General features: G+C 68.4%; 17 protein-coding genes. 16 read left to right on the top strand and 1 reads right to left on the bottom strand.

Translation table 11 applies throughout. The features are described from left to right. Positions 1-42: 42 nt before the first annotated feature. The 13 genes from ABZ717_RS18270 (at position 43) to ABZ717_RS18330 (ending at position 13,184) form a co-directional block, all read left to right on the top strand. Positions 43-1,023, top strand: coding sequence for an alpha/beta fold hydrolase (locus ABZ717_RS18270; RefSeq protein ID WP_358511753.1), 981 nt, complete (start codon positions 43-45; stop codon positions 1,021-1,023). Next, positions 1,020-1,982 (top strand): GNAT family N-acetyltransferase, encoded by a 963-nt coding sequence (locus tag ABZ717_RS18275; RefSeq protein WP_358511756.1) that lies wholly within the window; start codon positions 1,020-1,022, stop codon positions 1,980-1,982. The genes ABZ717_RS18270 and ABZ717_RS18275 overlap by 4 nt, the downstream gene beginning before the upstream one ends. Before the next feature lie 35 nt (positions 1,983-2,017). Beyond that, on the top strand, positions 2,018-4,288 hold the full coding sequence (locus tag ABZ717_RS18280; protein WP_358511759.1) for a M20/M25/M40 family metallo-hydrolase: 2,271 nt from the start codon (positions 2,018-2,020) through the stop codon (positions 4,286-4,288). 58 nt (positions 4,289-4,346) lie between these two features. Continuing rightward, positions 4,347-5,081: a sulfotransferase family protein gene (locus tag ABZ717_RS18285; protein ID WP_358511762.1), complete on the top strand. Its 735-nt coding sequence runs from the start codon at positions 4,347-4,349 to the stop codon at positions 5,079-5,081. Positions 5,082-5,120: 39 nt separating this feature from the next. After that, entirely contained in the window at positions 5,121-5,921 is an 801-nt protein-coding gene (locus ABZ717_RS18290) for a phenylalanine 4-monooxygenase (protein WP_358511765.1), read from the top strand. Between the two features lie 156 nt (positions 5,922-6,077). Continuing rightward, positions 6,078-6,857: an alpha/beta fold hydrolase gene (locus ABZ717_RS18295; RefSeq protein ID WP_358511768.1), complete on the top strand. Its 780-nt coding sequence runs from the start codon at positions 6,078-6,080 to the stop codon at positions 6,855-6,857. Between the two features lie 158 nt (positions 6,858-7,015). Next, the gene (locus ABZ717_RS18300; protein ID WP_358511771.1) at positions 7,016-7,765 is read left to right on the top strand and encodes a 2OG-Fe dioxygenase family protein; all 750 of its coding nucleotides are present in this window, start codon (positions 7,016-7,018) and stop codon (positions 7,763-7,765) included. Further along, the gene (locus ABZ717_RS18305) at positions 7,765-8,865 is read left to right on the top strand and encodes a M20/M25/M40 family metallo-hydrolase (RefSeq protein WP_358511774.1); all 1,101 of its coding nucleotides are present in this window, start codon (positions 7,765-7,767) and stop codon (positions 8,863-8,865) included. Before ABZ717_RS18300 ends, ABZ717_RS18305 begins: the two co-directional genes overlap by 1 nt. Then, entirely contained in the window at positions 8,862-9,740 is an 879-nt protein-coding gene (gene lysX, locus ABZ717_RS18310; protein WP_358511777.1) for a lysine biosynthesis protein LysX, read from the top strand. Before ABZ717_RS18305 ends, lysX begins: the two co-directional genes overlap by 4 nt. Next, positions 9,737-10,069, top strand: a complete 333-nt coding sequence (locus ABZ717_RS18315) for a hypothetical protein (RefSeq protein WP_358511780.1) — start codon at positions 9,737-9,739, stop codon at positions 10,067-10,069. The genes lysX and ABZ717_RS18315 overlap by 4 nt, the downstream gene beginning before the upstream one ends. After that, positions 10,062-11,372: a DegT/DnrJ/EryC1/StrS family aminotransferase gene (locus ABZ717_RS18320; protein WP_358511783.1), complete on the top strand. Its 1,311-nt coding sequence runs from the start codon at positions 10,062-10,064 to the stop codon at positions 11,370-11,372. Before ABZ717_RS18315 ends, ABZ717_RS18320 begins: the two co-directional genes overlap by 8 nt. After that, entirely contained in the window at positions 11,365-12,186 is an 822-nt protein-coding gene (locus tag ABZ717_RS18325; RefSeq protein ID WP_358511785.1) for a transketolase, read from the top strand. The genes ABZ717_RS18320 and ABZ717_RS18325 overlap by 8 nt, the downstream gene beginning before the upstream one ends. Continuing rightward, complete coding sequence (locus tag ABZ717_RS18330) at positions 12,186-13,184, top strand: transketolase C-terminal domain-containing protein (protein WP_358511788.1); 999 nt, start codon at positions 12,186-12,188, stop codon at positions 13,182-13,184. The genes ABZ717_RS18325 and ABZ717_RS18330 overlap by 1 nt, the downstream gene beginning before the upstream one ends. 15 nt (positions 13,185-13,199) lie before the next feature. On the opposite strand, the gene ABZ717_RS18335 is transcribed toward ABZ717_RS18330, so the two are convergent. Next, a complete protein-coding gene (locus ABZ717_RS18335; protein WP_358511791.1) occupies positions 13,200-14,078 on the bottom strand; it encodes a GNAT family N-acetyltransferase in 879 nt (292 codons plus the stop codon). Positions 14,079-14,171: 93 nt separating this feature from the next. On the opposite strand from ABZ717_RS18335, the gene ABZ717_RS18340 reads away from it, so the two are divergent. The 3 genes from ABZ717_RS18340 to lysW all read left to right on the top strand — a co-directional run bounded on the left by ABZ717_RS18340 (position 14,172) and on the right by lysW (position 16,051). Further along, positions 14,172-14,690 carry a hypothetical protein gene (locus ABZ717_RS18340; protein ID WP_358511794.1) on the top strand — a complete coding sequence of 173 codons (519 nt, stop codon included), beginning with the start codon at positions 14,172-14,174 and terminating at the stop codon, positions 14,688-14,690. After that, positions 14,675-15,679, top strand: coding sequence for a BtrH N-terminal domain-containing protein (locus tag ABZ717_RS18345; RefSeq protein WP_358511797.1), 1,005 nt, complete (start codon positions 14,675-14,677; stop codon positions 15,677-15,679). Before ABZ717_RS18340 ends, ABZ717_RS18345 begins: the two co-directional genes overlap by 16 nt. Before the next feature lie 201 nt (positions 15,680-15,880). After that, positions 15,881-16,051, top strand: a complete 171-nt coding sequence (gene lysW / locus ABZ717_RS18350) for a lysine biosynthesis protein LysW (protein WP_358511800.1) — start codon at positions 15,881-15,883, stop codon at positions 16,049-16,051. Positions 16,052-16,056: the final 5 nt, after the last annotated feature.

The following is a 16,056-nucleotide window of genomic DNA, read 5'->3' on the forward strand; positions in this document are numbered from 1 at the left end:
GGCCGATGGTGGACGTACGCGCATCGGGAAGAAGAGACGATCATGGTCGAAGACGGAGAGATCGAGCGGCGTCTGGAAAGACTCGATCCCCGACAACGCGAGGAGTTCCTACGACTACTGAGGGAGCGCCGCCGTTCCGGGACGGTGCCCTCGGTCCGTCGCCCCGAACCCGGGAGGTCGGCGACGCGAACCGTCGTCCCCATGAGGAAGGGCTCCGACGGGACACCGATCATCTTCGTCCACGCGGTCAACGGCACGGTGCTGCCCTACCTCCGGCTCGTCGACGTGCTCGCGGCCGGGCCCGCGGTCCACGGTCTTCAGGCACCCGGGATAGAACGGGGCGACGCCGTGGCGAACTCCCTGCGGGAGATCGTCGACGTCCACGTCGCCGCGGTGCGTGATCTCGTCGGTGCCGGCCCATGTCATCTGGTCGGCTGGTCCGCCGGAGGGGTCCTCGCGCACGCCCTGGCCTGCGCCCTGCGCACCGAGGGGATCCGGGTGGACGGGTTGGTCCTGCTCGACAGCCTGCCTCCTGAGGATTCGACCATCGACGGGTCCGCGCTCTTGGCCTACCTCACCGACAGCTTCGCGCTGACCCTGGAGAAGCATCCTCCGGGTCTGGACCCTGATGAGCTGCGTGGACATGACGAGGACACGCGCCTGAGCCTGGCCCTGAACGCCCTGGTCGCCTCCGGATGCGTTCAGGAGGGCGAGCGCGAGGGAGCGCTACGGCGACTGCGGATCGGCCTCGCCCTGATGACCGCGGGCGCGGGCGGCTCGCCCCCCACCTACGACGGCGACCTCCACCTCATCACCGCGGCCGACGGGGTGCCCGGTGCCGAGGCCAGGGCACTCTGGGGCGCCCACGTTCGAGGGCGCGTGTCGCACCGCACCGTACCGGGTGACCACTACGGCATGATGCGGCCCCCCGAGAGCGACCGGCTGGCCGAAGTGCTGGACCGGCTCTTGTCCGGGACGGGGCCGCGGTTTCAAGCAGAACAGGATCGAGGAGTCCACCAGTGAGTACACGATTCCGTCCCGTCACCGATGACGAGATGACCCACGCCTTCGCCTATGAGGTCACCGAACCCATCAGCAAGGTCACCCGCGACCAGTACGAGTTGGAGGCGGAGGGCGCCCATTACCGTCCCGAGTGGACCTGGATCGCCGAACGCGATGGTCGAGTGCTGGCCCGCGCCCTGTGGTGGGGGTTCTCGGACGGGAAGTACCCGCTCGCCCTCAACTGCCTCTCCACGGCCGACGACGTGGAGGACCCGGTCGCGCTCGCGGCCGAACTCCTGGATGCCGGTCATCGGGCCTTCCGCGACTCGGGAGCCCAGGATCTCCCCGACTACCACCTCAAGCTTCCGGTCGGCTGGCGTGAGCGTCCCGACGTGGTGAGCGCCCTCGAATGGCGTCACGCGGCCGCGACCCGGGCCGGGTTGAACATGGAGAACGAGCGCCTGCGCTTCGAATGGACCCCGGACATCGAGGTGGCCGATCCGGAGGGGAGGCTCGTCTATACCCCCGAACCCGACGACGAGGTCTTCGCCGAGGTCTTCCGGAGGGTGGCGGTGGACAGTCTCGACTTCGACACCCGGCAGGAACTCCTCGTCATGAGTCCAGAGCGGCAGGCCCGTGAGGACTTGGAGCTCTACCGTGGCTTTCCGGGAAAGCGCGAGTGGTGGCGTCTCGCGCACACCCCCGAGGGAGAGCTGGTCGGGCTGATCGTCCCCACCCGCAACCCCTACGGTCCGACCATCGGCTACATCGGGGTCGTGCCCGAACAACGGGGCAACGGCCACGTCCGGGACATGCTCGCGGAGACGACCCGCATCCTCGTCACGGAGGCCGAAGCGGTGCACATCTCGGCCGCCACGGACCTGGCCAACAGGCCGATGGCCGCCGCCTTCGAGGCCGCGGGCTACCGGAACACGGAGATCCGGCTCGTGCTGTCACCCTCGCCCGGAGAACAGGGGTGAGCGCCCGGGACCCCCTCCCATGGAGACCGGCACTGGTGCTGTCATCGGTGTTCGCGGTCGGTCTCCTCAGCCTGATCCCCCTACTACCACCCGATCCGCTCCCGGCCACCGCGAGTTCCGAGGAGTTCTCGGCGGATCGGGCGAGCGAACACATCGAGCGGATCGCTGAGCGCCCGCGTCCCTCCGGAACGCCGGCGGCCGCCGATACCAGGGCCTACCTGACCGGTGAGTTGGAGGATCTGGGCCTGGAACCCGAGGTCCTGACGGCGACGGTGGAGCGGGACCTGACGTTCACACCACACGTCGTGGGCAACGTCGCCAACGTGCACGCCGTCCTCCCCGGCACGGGAGACGGGGGGCGGGTCCTCCTGGTCGCCCACTATGATTCCGTGCCCATCGGCCCGGGAGCCACCGACAATGGCATGGGCGTGGCCATTCTCTTGGAAGTCGCCCGAGCACTCACCGAGGGGCCCGCGCCGTACAACGACGTGGAGTTCCTCTTCACCGACGCCGAGGAATCGGGCCAGTTGGGCGCCCGGGCCTTCACCCTCGACCCCGAGGTCGCGGGTGATCCGGACCGGACGGTGGTCCTCAACATGGAGGCGCGCGGCACGAAGGGGCCGGCGCTCATGTTCGAGGCCGGGGACCGGGCCGGGGCGTTCGTTCCCGCGCTGGCCGAATCCACGCCCTTCGCCGGTTCCTTCTCCGACGGCGTCTACCGTGTACTGCCCAACAACACCGACTTCACGGTCTTCTCGGAAGCCGGGTACACGGGGATGAACTTCGTCATCCTCGGAGGATCCGCGCGCTACGACACCCCTCTCGACGACCTGGGGTCATTGGACGCGCGCAGTCTTCAGGACATGGGGGACACGGCGCTGGCCACCACGGCCGCGCTGACGGAACGGGATCCGGCCCTGGAGGATGGTGGGGACATCACGTACCTGACCGTGTTCGGTGTCCTCGTGCACTACCCGATCGCCCTGGCGTACGTACTCGGCGCCCTCGCGGTCGTCGGCACGGTCGCCGCCCTGTGGTTCACGCGCCGGGCAGGACTGCTGAGCCTGGCGGAGGTCCTGCGAACCGCCGCCGGGTACACGGTTCCGTTGGCGGTGGCGGCAGGACTGGGGGTGATGGCGTGGTGGTCGGGCGTTGCCGTGCGACCGCACTTCGAGAACTTCCCGTTCGGGGACACCTATCGGCCGGCCCCGGTCCTGGTGGGGCTGGTCCTGCTCACCCTCGTGACATGTGGGGTGTGGGCGGGCCGGGTTCGACGGCGGCGTGGGGACCCGGCCCTGTTGGCGGGGGCCCTGGTCTGGTTCTGTGCGCTCACCGTGATCCTCACGGTGGCGGCGCCCGAGGCCGCATACCTGTTCACCTGGCCGGCGATGGCCGGGGCGGCGGGGCTCGCCCTGGCGGCGCGGACCGAGGAGGGCTCGCCCCCGCGGTCCTTCGCCCTGGCCGCGGGAGCCCTGGTCTCGATGGTCCTCTTCCCGCCCGTCGTGGCCCTGTTGTTCCCCACCGTCGGACTCGCCCTGGCCCCGGTGGTGTTGGTGGTGTTGGTCCTGGCGTTGCTTCCGCTGATGCCCCAACTCGGTCGGTGTCGCGGGAGACGACCGTCGAAGGTCGTGACGGGGGCGGTGGCCACGGCCGCGGTGGTCGTGATCGCGGTGGGCTTCGTCGTGGACGGTGTGGACGAAAAGCATCCCGCCCAGTACAACCTGCACTACGTCTACGACGACGACACGGGACGGGCGGTCTGGTTGAGCCCCAACGCCGCGGGCTCGCCCTGGCTCGACCAATACGTCGTGGGGGAACCGCAGGACGTCGAGGACACCTTTCCGGCCTTGTACCTGCCAGAGGGATATAGAAGCGGTCCGGCGCCCGTGGTCGGTCTGCCGATCCCCCGGGCCGAGGTCGTCGACTCCCACGAACTCGACGACGACCTGCGCGAGGTGCGCGTGCGCCTGACCGCGGGGGGAGAGCGCACCACCGTACTGTCCCTGTACTCCACGACCGGCCCCGACCGACTGGAGCGGGTCGCCGTCGACGGAGTCGCCCTCTCCACCGCCGTGAACCGGCCGGACACCCACACGGGATGGGACTGGGGGTTCCACTTCGTCGCCCCAGGTGACGGCGTGGACCTGACGTTGGTCGTGCGTGGCGAGGAAGATCTACCGCTGCGGCTGCTCGCATACACCGCCGACGTGCCACGGGACGCCCTGGGTGACCCGAAACCGGCCACGGTGACCTGGTCCGCGGGTGGTTTCGGACGCGGTATCGCGGCCGTCACCAGCGAAGTCTGACCCGGTCAGGGAATCCCCCGACTACAGGCGCCCACAACGGAACGCGAAGGTCGTGGGTATGGAGAACAAACAGAACCCGTCCCCCCGGACGCTGGCGCTCTGGAGCGCTCCACGGGCGCGGTCGACCGTCTTCTTTCGGGCCATGGTCGAGCGTGGGGACCACATCGGACTGCACGAGCCGTTCTGCAACATCATGGACTTCGGCGCCACCACCGTCGAGGGCCGGGAGGTCCACACCCACCGCGCTCTCGTAGGGGCGATCCGGGATCTCTCCAAGCGTCGACCGGTGTTCCTCAAGGACACCACGGACCATCGTTACCAGGAGGTCCTGGAGGACGCCGACTTCCTACGGGAGGTCGTGCACACCTTCCTCGTTCGTAGTCCCGAACAGATCGCGGCCTCCTACTTCGCCCTCCGACCGGAGATGGGGGAGGGCGACATCGGGCTGATCCAGCTCCACGAACTGTACGAGGCCGTGATCGACGCGGGTGGTCGGGCGATCGTCATCGACTCCGAAGATCTCGTCCGTGCTCCCGCCCGCACCCTGTCCGCCTACTGCCGGGAAGTGGGGATCGCCTACGACCCCGCCGCACTGGAGTGGGAGCCCGGCGGCCGTCCCGAATGGGAGCGGTCCAAGCGCTGGCACGTCGGTGCCAGCGAGAGTTCCGGCATCCACGGGACCGTCACCGAGTACGCGGACACGGTGGACAACAATCCCATGCTGGCCGCGTTCAGCGACCACCACCGTCCGGCCTACAGGGCCCTGCGGGACCGCAAGCTCGTCATCGCCTGACCCTCCTCATCCCTCACCACGCCGAACAAGGAGTCCCCCATGTCCATCCAGCTGGACACGATCTCGGCCGATGCCTTGGCACAGGAACGCTTCCAGGTTCGAAAGAAGGAGATCCAGGACCTGATCTCCGGTCACGTCGTCGGTGACCCGCTGCCCCGAATCGACTACACCGAAGAGGAGAACCTCCTCTGGGAGGAGGTCGTGGGCAAGCTCAAGAGCGTGCACCGCTCCACCGCGTGTGCCCGATACCTCGCCGCGGCCCAACGCGTCGACCTGGGCCTGGGCCGCGTTCCCTCCCTCCCCGAACTGTCCGAGGAGATCAGCTCGGCCACCGGATTCGGCCTGCTGCCCGCGGGTGACCTGGTGCCGGCCCGGCAGTTCTATGAGGCGTTCGCCGACCAGCGCTTCCACAGCACCCAGTACCTACGCGCGAGCCACACTCCCTACTACACACCCGAACCCGACCTCATCCACGAGTTGGTCGGCCATGCGGTCATGCTCGCCGACACCGGCTTCGCCGACCTCTACCGGTGCTTCGGTGAGACCGCGCGGCGGGTGCGCTCCGAGTCCGGTCTCGATGCCCTCAGCAAGGTCTTCTGGTTCACGATGGAGGTCGGCGTGATCCGCGAGGCCGGAGGTACGCGTGCCTATGGTGCCGCCCTGCTCTCCTCGGTGGGAGAGCTGGAGGGGTTGGCCACCACACCGCTCCAGGGCTTCTCCATCCAGGGCATGCTCGACCAGCCCTACGACATCACCGAGCATCAGCCGGTGCTGTTCGCCGCGGATTCGTTCGAACAGTTGGACGGCGAGATCCGCGGCTTCCTGGAAAAGCTCGCCTGACCTCGGCCCACGTGGTGTGGTGCCGCTCCCGACGAAATCCGGTATCGGCGCCACATCCGTTCACGTCCCGTTCCCAGCCCCCTCTCGGCCGGGCTCCTCCGAGTGGGGGCCGACACGACGATGGGGCCCGGCCACCCACGATCCCGAGGAACTCCGATGACCATGCCTTCGTCGGCACCCACCGCGGTGTTCGTCCCGCGCCCGGTACCCGATCCGGAGCTACGCCTGTTCCTGATGCACCACGCCGGTGGCTCGCACCTGCTCTACCGGGAGTGGCTGCCACATCTCCCCGATGACTGGGAGGTGTGCCTGTTGGAGGCGCCCGGCCGGGGCAGGCTCGCGGGTCGCTCCGCGTTGACGGAGGTGCGGGAGCTCGTCGACCACGTCCGGTCGGCGATCGTTCCGCTGATGGATCGGCCGACGGCCTTCTTCGGCCACAGCATGGGCGCCCTCGTCATCCACGAACTGGTGCGGACGCTGGCCCTTCGAGGGGACCCCCTTCCCTTCTGGGCGGGGCTGTCCGCCTGGTGCGCAGACGTGGCCGAGGAACGGATTCCCGCCCACACGCTGCCCACCTCCGAACTACGGAGCCGTGTCGCGGAGCTCGGTGGGACACCCCGTGAGCTCCTTGAGGACATCCGACTCTGGGAGCTGTACGAGCCGGTGATCCGTGCCGACTTCCAGTTGGTCGACACGTGGGCCCCGGACGGGGGCACACCCTGGCCCGCGGGTGTCACGGTGTCCGTGTTCGGTGGGTCCGAGGACGCCGTCGCCGAACCGGGCGTGCTGCGTGAATGGAGTCACCGCGAGTTCCCGGGCGGACCGGAACCGCGCGTGTTCCAGGGAGGGCACTTCTACTTCCAGGGGAGGGTCGGCGAGGTGGTCGACCACCTCGTGGGAGACGTCCGCGCGGTACTGACCACGAAGGCGCCCTGACCGGCGCGGCGGTGTGATCGTCGGGGTAATGACCGACAGGAATGTCGGAGCCCCCCGTGCCACCGTGAACCTGTCGGAGATTCCGGCGGCGTGACGGGAGACCGCGTCTTCCGCGTCACGTGTGAGATGTGGATCCACACGACCACGAGGAGATGTCCATGAGTGTCACCACAGCGACCCCCCACCGTTCGCTCGCTCCGATCACGGAACGGTGCGTAGAGCGGGTTCGTACGGACGGATACGTCCACGTGCGGCGGTCCGACGTCCTGGAACACCAGGTCGACGCCGCCGACGACGGCTTCCGCTCGGCCTGGAGCGACCTGCCCTTGGACCGGGAGCTGGCCGACGGCGGCACCTACCGGCAGCGTCGGTACGGACGGCTCCGGGTGCGGGTGGAGGACGGCGAGCTCTCGTTCCGGCCCCTTGAGCACACCGACTTCCGACAAGACGTCATCCCGTTGTGGGAGGGCAAGAACCGCAGCTTCGCCCCGATCGGGAACGAGGTACTGCTGCACGCCGGAATGCGCGCCCTGGTCGGATGGGACGCGCGGATGGCCACCAGCCTGTCCGGGGTGACCGACTGGGAGGTCGGCCTGCACGTGGTGCGGATCGTGGCCCGGCCCGGAGCCGAGGGCAACCCCACCCCGGAGGGCCGCCACCGTGACGGCCACATGTACGTGGGCATGCACATGCTGCGTCGGGAGGCCTGTTCGGGCGGTATCTCCACGGTCTACCCGGAAAGCGGTGAGCCGGTCGTCCTCACCATGACCGACCCCCTGGACGCCGTCTTCGTCGATGACGGCCGGGTGACCCACGAGGTATCCCCGATCAACGCGGTCGGCGACATCGCCGGTGTTCGGGACATGTTGCTGGTCGACTTCAACCCCGCGGGCCCGGAGGTCTCCTGATGACCGTCGCCGGCCCCGAGGTGGACCTCCTGCGCGCCCTGGTCGAGACCCCCTCCACCTCGGGGAACGAACACGAGGCCGTCTCCTTCACCGCCCGGTACATGAAGGACCTGGGTTTCCGGGTCCACGTCGACGAGGTGGGCAACGTCCACGGATCGGTCGGGGATCCCACCGCGTTCGAGGTCCTCATGCTCGGCCACATCGACACCGTGCCGGGAGAGGTGCCGATCCGCCGGGAGGGGAACGTCCTCTACGGGCGCGGCACCGTCGACGCGAAGGGACCACTGGCCGCCATGATCTGCGCGGCGGACCGAATCTCGCGTGCGGAGACGCCCATATGCGTGACCGTCATCGGTGCGGTGGGCGAGGAGGCGGACTCACCGGGAGCCCGTCACCTGCTGGGACGGCCCACCCCCGGAGCCCTGATCATCGGCGAACCCAGTGGTACCAACGCCGTGGGCATCGGCTACAAGGGTGTGTTCCGGTTCCGTGTCCGGTTCGTCCGGCCCGCCGCGCACACCAGCTCCGGCCAGGAGACCGCGGTGGAGGCGGCGAGCGCGTTCTGGTCGCTGGTGCGCGAACGAGTGGACAAACGACGCAACTCGCCACTGTTCGACTGTCTCCAGCCCTCACTCGTCCGCCTGACGGGAGACCTGGAGACCGCCGAGGCCGAAATCTCCTGTCGTGTCCCGACGACCTTCGCCCCGGCTGCCTTCATCACCATGCTCGACGAGATCGCCGGTGAGGACGAAGTCGACGTCCTGGAGTTCGTTCCGGCGGTGCGCACCTCACGGGGTAACCCCGTGGCCAAGGCCCTGAGCGCGCAGATCCGGTCTCGGGGTGAGAAACCGGTGGTCAAACTCAAGCTGGGCACCTCGGACTGGAACGTGGTCGGTGCGCAATGGCCGGTCCCCACCGCGGCCTACGGGCCCGGGGACTCAAAGCTGTGTCACACCGATGACGAGCACGTGGACCTCACCGACTACCTCGCCTCCATCGACGTCCTCACCGGTGCCCTGCTCCGGATGTCGGAGGCGATGGAGCGTCCCCTCGTCACGGTGAGTGATGATCATGACAAAAAAGGAGGTCACATCACATGACCACGGATCGACGACCCTTGGCGGTACTCACGTCGAGGGTCCGACTCGAAGAACGCCTGCTCCTCAAGGAGCTGCGCCGACGTGACATCGAGTTCGAGCAGGTGGACACGCGTTCGCTCACCTTCGACCTCGAAACCGATCGCCCACTGACCGTTCCCTACCGAGCCGCGCTGAGCCGGGAGATCTCCCACGTTCGCAACTCCTACGCGAGTCGCATGCTCGAACACGCCGGAATCCCCGTCATGAACAGTGCAAGCGTGATCGACCTGTGCGGGGACAAGCTCCTGACCACCCTGGCCCTGCGCAAGGGCGGGCTCCCCACCATCCCCGCGCTGGTCGGCCTCGTACCGGACGCGGCGTTGGCGGAACTCGACCGGTTCGGTTACCCGGCCGTGGTCAAGCCGTTGACCGGATCCTGGGGGCGCCTCGCGGCGCGCATCCGTGACCACGAACAGGCCGAGTCGGTGTTGGAACACCGCGCGGCGTTCAACGGACCTCAACACCAGATCACCTTCGTCCAGCAATATGTCGACAAACCGGGCCGCGACATCAAGGCGTACGTGTTCGGTGGTGAGGTGATCGGGGCCATCTACAAGGTGCACGACCACTGGCGGACCAACACCGCGCGGGGAGGCCGGGCCGAGCCGTGCCCGCTCACCGACGACCTGGTGAAGCTACTGAAGAGGACGGCGGACGCGATCGGTGAAGGCGTTCTGGGCGTGGACGTCATCGAGGACCGGAGCGGCAGGATGTACGTCAACGAGGTCAACCACACGCCGGAGTTCCACGGGGCCATCGAGATCCTCGGGAGCGACCTGGTCGGCGCCTACGTCGACTACACCCTGCGGAGCCTGGACCTATGGGAGGAGCCGTGAGCGTCCGCCAGGGTGCGGCCGGGGTGCCGGCCGTGCCGATCCCTTGTGATGGACGCGGTGTCGACCTGCCCGCGGCCTCCTACGACTGGATCCGGGTGACGTTGGACGTCGACACCATCGGGGTGGAGACCGTCTGGCTGTACTACGAGGACGGGGTCGAACCCGAATACCTGCACATGACGGCGGTCGGGATCGTACGGGCCCGCATCGCCGTACCCAGGCGGGAGACCCTCGTGGGCCTGCGCCTGCCCCGAAACCCGGGTGTCAAGGTGCTGTCGCTGGAGCCGATCCCCGCCACACGACGCATGGAAGGGATGGAACATGAGTGAGCGACCCGCGATCCTCGGCGGTCGTAGGACGGTCCGTCGAGCGGCGACCACACGAGCCCGCATCGGCTGGCCCGTGGTCACCGACGAGGAGCAGAACGCCGTCGCGGACGTCCTCGCCCGTGGACCGTACACCTCCAATGACGCCGGCCGGGGCGCGGTGTCGGCGCTGGAGTCCGAGTGGGCCGACTATGTCGGCACCCGACACTGCGCCGCGGTCGCCAACGGTACGGCCGCGCTCGAACTCTCCCTCGCCGCCTTGGACATCGAGGCCGGGGGAGAGGTCCTGGTCCCGGCCCTGACCTTCGTCGGGACGGCCGTGCCGGTCGCCCAACGTGGGCTGGTACCGGTGTTCGTCGACGTCGATCCCGTCGACTACACGATCGACCCGGTCGCGGCCGAGGCCGCGATCACCTCGCGTACCCGGGCGATCATCGCAGTGCACCTGCACGGTCTGCCATGCGACATGACCGCTCTGCGCGCCCTCGCCGACAAGTACGGCCTCTACCTCCTGGAGGACGCCGCCCAGGCACAGGGGGCCCTCTACGGGGACAGGCGCGCCGGTTCGATCGGTGACATCAACGCGACCAGCCTCAACGTCGTGAAGAACCTGCCCACCTGTGGGGAGGGCGGTCTGGTCACCACCGACGACGAGCGATTGTACGAGCGCGTGGTGCTGCACCGTCAGTTCGGTGAGGATCTGCGAGCCGGGGAGGAGCGCGATTACCTCTCCCGGGTCATGGCGGGGAACGAGAAGCTCAGCGCGGTCCAAGCGGCGTTCACCTCCTGCCAACTACGGCGTCTCGACACCGACACCGAGCGTAGGGACAAGGTCGTACGTGGATTTCTCGACCGGCTCGCCGAACTGCCGGGAGTGGTCGTACCGCGTGTGCCCGAAGGACGCACCCACGCCTGGCACATCCTGCGCCTACGCTTCGATCCGATCGCCGCGGGCCGTCCGGACCTCGCCCCCGGGGTCTTCCGCGAGATCCTGCGTCGGGCACTGGGAGCCGAGGGGGTGCCGCTACAGCCGTACCAGGTGGTCCCGCTGCCGGGACAGCCGCTCTTCGCCTCCTACGGTCGCCGGATCGAGGACTTTCCGGTGAGTCTGGGGGTCATCGAGGAGACGCTCACCCTCCAGCGTTGGCACCTCAACCCGGAATCCGAGCCGGTGCTGAGTCTGTGCGCGGACGCCTTCGAGAAGGTCTGGGGCCACCTGGACCGCGTGGTCGCTCATTACGGGGACCTGGACTACCGGCCACCCTGGCACAAGGTCACGGAAACGGCGGAGGTGTCCCATGGGTGAGACGACCTCTCGTGAGGACGTGGCGTACCGGGTACGCCGACGCGTCCTGGACATGGGCGCCACCCCCAACGGTGCCCACATCGGTGGAAGTCTGTCCTGCGCGGACATCCTCACTGTTCTCTACCGGGACGTGCTCAGAGTGCGGCCCGACGAACCCGAGTGGCCGGACCGCGACAGGTTCGTACTCAGCAAGGGCCACGCGAGCGCCGCCCTGTACGCGGTCCTCGTGGAGTTCGGCTTCCTCCCCGAAGAGGAACTCGGCACCTACGGCGCTTATGGCAGCCGCCTCGCCGGCCACCCGCTCCGGCGTCTTCCCGGGGTCGAGTTCCCCACCGGATCGTTGGGACACGGACTCTCCCTGGCGGCCGGCGCGGCGTTGGCGGCACGCCGTACCGGTGGCCGAAGTCGGGCCTTCGCCCTCCTCGGCGACGGAGAGCTCCAAGAGGGCTCGATCTGGGAGGCGGTGATGTTCGCGGCCCACCAGGGCCTGGACAACCTGGTCGCCATCGTGGACCGCAACGGTCTCCAGATCACCGGTTCGACCGAGGATTGCGTGGGGCTCGAACCCTTGGCCGAACGGTGGAGCAGCTTCGGCTGGGACGTCGTCCAAGTGGACGGTCACGACATGGAGGCGCTCCACGAGCACCTGACCGGACCACGCACGTCGACCGGCCGCCCGATGGTCTTGCTGGCCGAGACGATCAAGGGCCGAGGAGTCCCCATGTTCGAGAACAAGAAGAAGAGTCACTCCGTGCAGCTGACGGAACGGCTGCACAAGCGTGCGCTGTTCGGTCTCGGAAAGTCGAGGACGTGATGACCGAACGGACCGCGGACACCCTGGCCCCTCCGACCCGGCGAGAGGACGTCGACTGGGCGGATCACTACGCCGTCCCGGCCCGCGAGGTGTACCGACGCACACTCGTCGAACTGGCGGAACGGGACCCCCGGGTGTTCTGTCTGGACACGGACATGGGGGGACTGGAAAGCGGGTTCGCCGAACGGTTGCCGGAACAGTACGTCAACGTCGGCATCGCCGAGATGAACCTCATGGGTGTGTCCGCGGGGTTGGCGGCGGGCGGCCTGCTGCCCTACGCCAACACCCTGTCCGGTTTCGCCACCGCCCGTGCCTGTGAGGCCTTCAAGGTCGACGTGGCGGGCAACGACCTTCCGGTGCGCGTGGTGGTCACCCACGGTGGTGCCTCCTCAGGACACTACGGGCCCACTCACCACGCACTGGACGACATCGCGATCGCGCGGACCCTGCCGAACATGACGGTCGTCGTCCCCTGTGACGCGGCCGAGACGGAACGGGCCGTACGCGCCACGACGGACCTGGAGGGGCCCTTGTTCCTGCGGCTGGGGCGAGCGGCGACCCCGGTCATCGGAGATGCCTCCGCCGAGTTCACCCTGGGCCGAGCCCGTGTGTTGCGGGACGGCGGCGACGTGACCATCGTGGCCGCCGGACCCCACCCGGTCCACATGGCCGTCGAAGCGGCGCACGCCTTGGAGGCCCGTGGCGTCTCCACCCGGGTGCTGAACATGCACACCATCAAGCCCATCGATCGGGAGGCCCTGATCGAGGCGGCCCGGGAGACACGCGGGATCGTCACGGTGGAGGACCACCTGGAGATCGGTGGGCTGGGTGCCGCGGTCTGCGAGGTGGTCTCCACCGAGCACCCGTGTCCCGTACGGCGGGTGGGGTTCCCCGACGCCTACCTGGACTTCGTGGCCGACGAACGCGACCTTCTGACGTACGCCGGGATCAGTCCCGAACGCATCGAGAGGGAGGCGTTGGCCATGGTCCGGCGTTGAGCGGGGCCACGGGTGTCAGGTGTGCCGTGCGAGCCGTACCGAGGGGCTGCGCCACCAGGCCAGTACATCGGGGTGCGACAGCCGGGGCCGACGGTAGGCGCTGAGTTCGTGGACGGGTGCGTCGAAGGTCAAGGCGTCACCGTCCTGGTACGCGGCATCGACGGACAGCGCGTCGAGTATCGGTCGTCGGCCGCTCGCCTCGGGTTCCGGGGACAGGTCCACCCCCACGAACGTCGCGTCCTCTCGCCCGAAGGGGGCGGTGGGCGCGGCCTCGGGGCCGGGGACCTCCTGGACCGGGACCACCGAGCAGAGGGAGCCTCGTGGCACCGACCACCACAGCACCGCCGTTCCCGGTGTGTGCGGAACGGAACAGCGACCGCGCTCCGGGGATCCGGGCCCTCGCTCCATGCGCACCTCGGAGAGGGGCTTGTCCTCGGCTCCGAAATGGCGAACGGCGGTGTAGCCCACCCGGGCGTAGAAGGCCGGGTTGCCGCGTTCCACGACGGCGTCGAGCACGACCCGGTCGGCTCCGGCGGTGAAGGCGGACTCCTCCAGGCGGCGTAGCAGCAGCCTGGCGGTGCCACCCCGGCGGTGCCAGGGGGCCACGGCCAAGCGGCGAACCTCCCAGGCGCCGTCATCGGTCCGTACCGCCCGCACCGCTCCGACCGGACTCCCGCCCACGGCGGCGACCCACAGGTGTGCTCCTCCGGCGAGGTCCTCGTGCAACTCCTCCGGACCGGCGACCGCCCCGTCCGCCACGGGCAGACCGGGGACCAGGTCACCGGCCCGATAGGCGGCACGGGTCAGTTCGGTCACCCGCCGCGCGAGTGTTCCGGTCAGGTCACGTATTTCCGAGACCACCGGTGCGCTGATTGTCTCCATCGTTTTGTCCATGCCTCGAATATAGAGGGGATAGGGAAAATGAAAACCTCAGTGATCGACATTTCGCAGCATTGTAATAATCGGGGAATCCAGCCCCCTGGAACCGTGGGGGAATACGGCTTCAACATCTGGGGCAACACCTTTCCGGCCGAGGAGCTCCCCGCTCCGGGCACGGAGTCCGAGGTCGCCGGTGTGCCCTTCGCGTTCCCCGCCAGGGCGGTGGTGGGCGGAGACAACGTGCGCTGTCGGGGACAGGTCGTCGAGGTGCCTCCCGGCGACTACGACTGGATCTACCTCTTGGGCGCCGCGGAGCGCAGGACCGAGGACCACATCGGTCTCCTCTACGCCGACGGCGCCGAGAGGGCCGAGCACCTGCGCATGTCCGACTTCTGGCCGGAGACGGACGCCCGCTTCGGCGAACCCCTCGCCTTCCGTACCCTCGCCCTGCGCTATCCCAGGCACACCCACGCTCCGCACGCCCCGTCCATCTGGCAACAGCGCTCTCCGGTGTCCGTGCCCGGTCGGCTCCGCGCGCTGCGTCTTCCCGACAACCCGGCGATGCACGTCTTCGCCCTCACCCTCGTCCAAGAGCCCGAGAAGGAGACGTCGTGCGCGTCGAACTGACCCCCGTCCGGTACTGGCGACACGACCTCACCCACTGCCTCCACAACACCGCCGGGGTCCTGTTGGACCACCACGGCCTGGACCCGATCGAGGCGCTCGGGGCGGCCTGGGGTTTCCACTACCCGGGCGACGTGCGCCGTGAGGAGTACTACCTGCCCGGAGCGTCCGACGACCTGTTCGCATGCCTGGCCCCGTTCCACGGGGTCACCTCCCGTTGGCACCATCCGACCGACTCCGAACAGGGATGGCTCCAGGTTCGTCGACGCCTGGTCGCGGGTGAGATCGTCGCCGTGGCCGCCGACAACTTCCACCTGCCGTTCCGGCCCGCCTACCAGGACGTGCACACCAACCACCTTCTCGCGGTCCACGGCTTCGACGACGAACGTGGTGAGGTGCTGGTGGCAGACCCCACGCCGCCCGCCTACCAGGGGCCGATCCCCTTGGCGGCGTTCACGGCCGCGCGTGATTCAGGGAACCCCGTGGTACACGAACGGGACAAGTTCTTCACCTCCAATCCGATCGGCAATCGGTGGCTGGAGCTGACCGTCGAGGCGGAACAACCCGAGTTCACCCCGGAGTTCGTCGGACGGGTGATCGATGCCAACGTTCGAGGGTTGCTCGAACCGAGTACCTCCGCCACCAGCGGGCTGAGCGGACTGCGTGCGTTCCTGGACCGCTTCCGTGGTGGTTCCGAACCGGCCGGCGGCGGCTCGGACGAGGCGTTCATCGTCATCGGCCCACTGCTCGCGGTCACCGGTCTGCACGCCGAGTTCCTCGCTCGTGCGGGCAAGACGTTCGGTGTCCCCCGACTGAGGGAGCTGGCCCGCACCGTGGACGGAGTCGCCCACGAGTGGTCGGCCTTGCGCATCGCCGTGGCCAACGCCCGAACAGACGTGGACGGTGAAGGTGTGCGCGCCCGCGCCGAGCGCGTGATGGAGGCGTATTCGGGGGCCGTGGCCCTCATGGAACGCGTGCCCGTCCCGTCGTGAAACCCGGGCCCGCCCCCGTGTGGGGGAGATCCCTTACTGACCCCGACGTGCGTTTTGCGGAAACCTTGGGATCACAGAAAGGCGCTATGTCGGTCCGGTGTCTGCGGATTGTTCAAGCTTCTGTTGGACGATCGCGTTTTCTTCGGTAGACGATCATCCGCCGTTATGTGTTGAACCGCGATTCGGAAGAAAGAGCGAAGAATGGCTGTTAAGTCCTGTCCGGAATGCGTCGCCGATGTCACCGTCGTCGACACGATCGAACGCAACGAGATCATCGAGTGCGGTGAATGCGCCGGTGAACTGGAGGTCGTCTCCCTCGACCCGCTGACCATCGCCGTCGCGCCCGAGCCCGAAGAGGACTGGGGCGAGTGAGAACC

This window comes from Nocardiopsis sp. NPDC006832 (assembly GCF_040635885.1).
Taxonomy (GTDB): domain Bacteria; phylum Actinomycetota; class Actinomycetes; order Streptosporangiales; family Streptosporangiaceae; genus Nocardiopsis.

Excerpts from the sequence above, each read along its gene's own strand:
- ABZ717_RS18285 (WP_358511762.1), top strand. The coding sequence starts at position 4,347 with ATGGAGAACAAACAGAACCCGTCCCCCCGGACGCTGGCGCTCTGGAGC.
- ABZ717_RS18325 (WP_358511785.1), top strand. The coding sequence starts at position 11,365 with ATGGGTGAGACGACCTCTCGTGAGGACGTGGCGTACCGGGTACGCCGA.
- ABZ717_RS18295 (WP_358511768.1), top strand. The coding sequence starts at position 6,078 with ATGACCATGCCTTCGTCGGCACCCACCGCGGTGTTCGTCCCGCGCCCG.
- ABZ717_RS18300 (WP_358511771.1), top strand. The coding sequence starts at position 7,016 with ATGAGTGTCACCACAGCGACCCCCCACCGTTCGCTCGCTCCGATCACG.
- ABZ717_RS18305 (WP_358511774.1), top strand. The coding sequence starts at position 7,765 with ATGACCGTCGCCGGCCCCGAGGTGGACCTCCTGCGCGCCCTGGTCGAG.
- ABZ717_RS18320 (WP_358511783.1), top strand. The coding sequence starts at position 10,062 with ATGAGTGAGCGACCCGCGATCCTCGGCGGTCGTAGGACGGTCCGTCGA.
- ABZ717_RS18290 (WP_358511765.1), top strand. The coding sequence starts at position 5,121 with ATGTCCATCCAGCTGGACACGATCTCGGCCGATGCCTTGGCACAGGAA.
- lysW (WP_358511800.1), top strand. The coding sequence starts at position 15,881 with ATGGCTGTTAAGTCCTGTCCGGAATGCGTCGCCGATGTCACCGTCGTC.
- ABZ717_RS18270 (WP_358511753.1), top strand. The coding sequence starts at position 43 with ATGGTCGAAGACGGAGAGATCGAGCGGCGTCTGGAAAGACTCGATCCC.
- ABZ717_RS18335 (WP_358511791.1), bottom strand. The coding sequence starts at position 14,078 with ATGGACAAAACGATGGAGACAATCAGCGCACCGGTGGTCTCGGAAATA.
- ABZ717_RS18330 (WP_358511788.1), top strand. The coding sequence starts at position 12,186 with ATGACCGAACGGACCGCGGACACCCTGGCCCCTCCGACCCGGCGAGAG.
- lysX (WP_358511777.1), top strand. The coding sequence starts at position 8,862 with ATGACCACGGATCGACGACCCTTGGCGGTACTCACGTCGAGGGTCCGA.